The following is a 2,316-nucleotide window of genomic DNA, read 5'->3' as shown; positions in this document are numbered from 1 at the left end:
GAGGTTCGAAAGCTCCGGCGGTGCAGGATGAGCCCGCGGCCTATCAGCTAGTTGGCGACGGCGTACGACTCGACGACCCGGACGGTGACCTTCACGCCGTCCGCCGACCTCGCCGGGTTCGTCACCTACACCGCCACGCTCTCGGGTCAGGACAGCGGCGGCACGGCGATCTCGACAGGGAAGACGTGGTCGTTCCGTACGGCCAAGCCGCCCGCGGCGGCAGGGGTGTGCCCATGCTCGCTCTATGACGAGGACGCCACACCGACGGTCCTCCAGGACCCGGAGAACGCGCAGCTCACGCTGGGCGTCAGGTTCCGCGCTGACGTCGCCGGCAGGGTCACCGGGGTGAAGTTCTACAAGGGCGTCAACAACGCGGCCCCGCACACCGGCACCCTGTGGTCGGCCAACGGGTCCGTGCTCGCCCAGGGCACCTTCACCGACGAGTCGACCAGTGGCTGGCAGACGCTGACCTTCGCCACGCCGGTGGAGATCCAGGCGAACACCGACTACATCGCCTCCTACCGCACCAACGGCTACTACTCGGCCACCCCGAACGCCTTCGCCTCCTCCGACCTGTCGAAGCCGCCGCTGCGGGTGACCTCGACGGCCGGGGCGTACGCCTACGGAACCGGCTTCCCGGCAGCCACGTCGCCGTCGAGCTACATGGTCGACGTCGTCTTCGAGAAGGGTGCGCCGACGCTGACGATGACCTCGCGGAGCCCGGTTCCGGGAGCGGTCGAGGTGCCCCGCGCGAGCAACGTGGTGGCGTCGTTCTCCTCGGCGATCAGCCCGGGCTACTCCGTGTCGGTGACCTCGGGCGGCCAGCCGGTCCAGGGGACCACGACGCTGGGCAACTCCGGGACGACGCTCACCTTCGACCCCACGTCTCTGCTGCCCGCGGCCGCGGATGTGACGGTCACGATCAGCGGGGTCACCTCGACCGAGGGAGCCAGTCTGCCCACGCAGACATGGACGTTCCGGACCAGATCCGCGGAGACACCCGACAACCAGACGCTCTTCGGCGACGTGGTGCCCGCGGTCGAGGCCCAGGACGACGCCTCCCCGGTCGAGGTCGGGACGGTGTTCAGTCCCACCCGTGACGGGCGGGTCACCGCGATCCGGTTCTACAAGGGAGCCGGCAACGGCGGCACCCACGTCGGGTCCCTGTGGAACATGGCCGGCCAGCGGCTCGCCCAGGTGACCTTCGCCAACGAGACCGCCTCCGGCTGGCAGCAGGCCACGCTGTCCAGTCCGGTCGAGGTGCAGGCAGGGGTGTCGTACATCGTCTCCTACCTGGCGCCGCAGGGGCGCTACGCGACCACGTCGCAGTTCTTCGCGACCGCCTACTCCGCAGGTGATCTGACCGCTCCTGCGGGTAACAACGGGCGCTATCTCTACGGCGCCGCCGGTGGCTTCCCGCAGTACGCGTTCGGGTCGACGAACTACTTCGCCGACGTCGTCTTCCAGCGCGCGGGACCGACGATCTCGGTCACCGAGCGGAACCCGGAGCCGGGCGCGACCGAGGTGGCGACCTCGGTCAACCCGTCGATCACGTTCTCGACCGGGATCGCGAGCGGCTGGAACATGTCGGTCACGGCCAACGGGTCCTCGGTCGCGGGCTCGGCGGCACTGAGCAGCGACGGACGTACGCTGCGCTTCACCCCGTCGGCGGCGCTGCCGGCCGGGGCGACGGTGTCGGTGACGGTCTCGGGGGTGGTCTCGACCGACGGGGCGAACCTGCCGACGCAGACGTGGTCGTTCACCACGGTCCCGCCGGTCGTGACAGAGGTCTCGCTCTTCACCGGCGTGACCCCGCAGAACGCGTCGACGTTCGACCTGATGCCGATCGAGGTCGGCACCGCCTTCACCACCTCGGTGGCGGGCTCGGTGACGGCGATCCGGTTCTACAAGGGCAGCGGCAACACCGGCACCCACGTCGGCTCGCTGTGGAATGCGGCCGGCACCCGGATCGCCCAGGTGACCTTCACCAACGAGACTGCGACCGGCTGGCAGCAGGCCACGTTGGCGACCCCGGTCGCGCTCACGCCGGGAGCGGTGTACGTGGTGTCCTACTACGCCCCCAACGGGCGCTACTCGTCCACCCCCGCCGCCCTCACCCAGTCGCGGACGGTCGGCCCGCTGACGGCTCCGGGCGGAGCCAACGGCCGGTACCGGTATGGGATCGGAGGGGGGCTCCCGAACCGGTCCTGGAACTCCACGAACTACTTCGTGGACGTGAGGTTCCGCCCGGCGTCGCCGTAGGCCGGGCGAACGGTCCCTAATTGGGGGGATAGGTGGGGCGAGGCTCTTCGGAGC

Annotated in this window: 1 protein-coding gene; it reads left to right on the top strand. The window is 69.9% G+C overall.

Annotation, left to right across the window (positions count from 1 at the left end):
* Positions 1-84 precede the first annotated feature (84 nt).
* On the top strand, positions 85-2,262 hold the full coding sequence (locus ACFVJS_RS27595; RefSeq protein ID WP_378886738.1) for a DUF4082 domain-containing protein: 2,178 nt from the start codon (positions 85-87) through the stop codon (positions 2,260-2,262).
* Positions 2,263-2,316 lie beyond the last annotated feature (54 nt).

The sequence above is a fragment of the Nocardioides sp. NPDC057772 genome, from assembly GCF_042798075.1.
GTDB lineage: Bacteria > Actinomycetota > Actinomycetes > Propionibacteriales > Nocardioidaceae > Nocardioides.
This window is presented reverse-complemented; position numbering and strand designations above follow the sequence as displayed.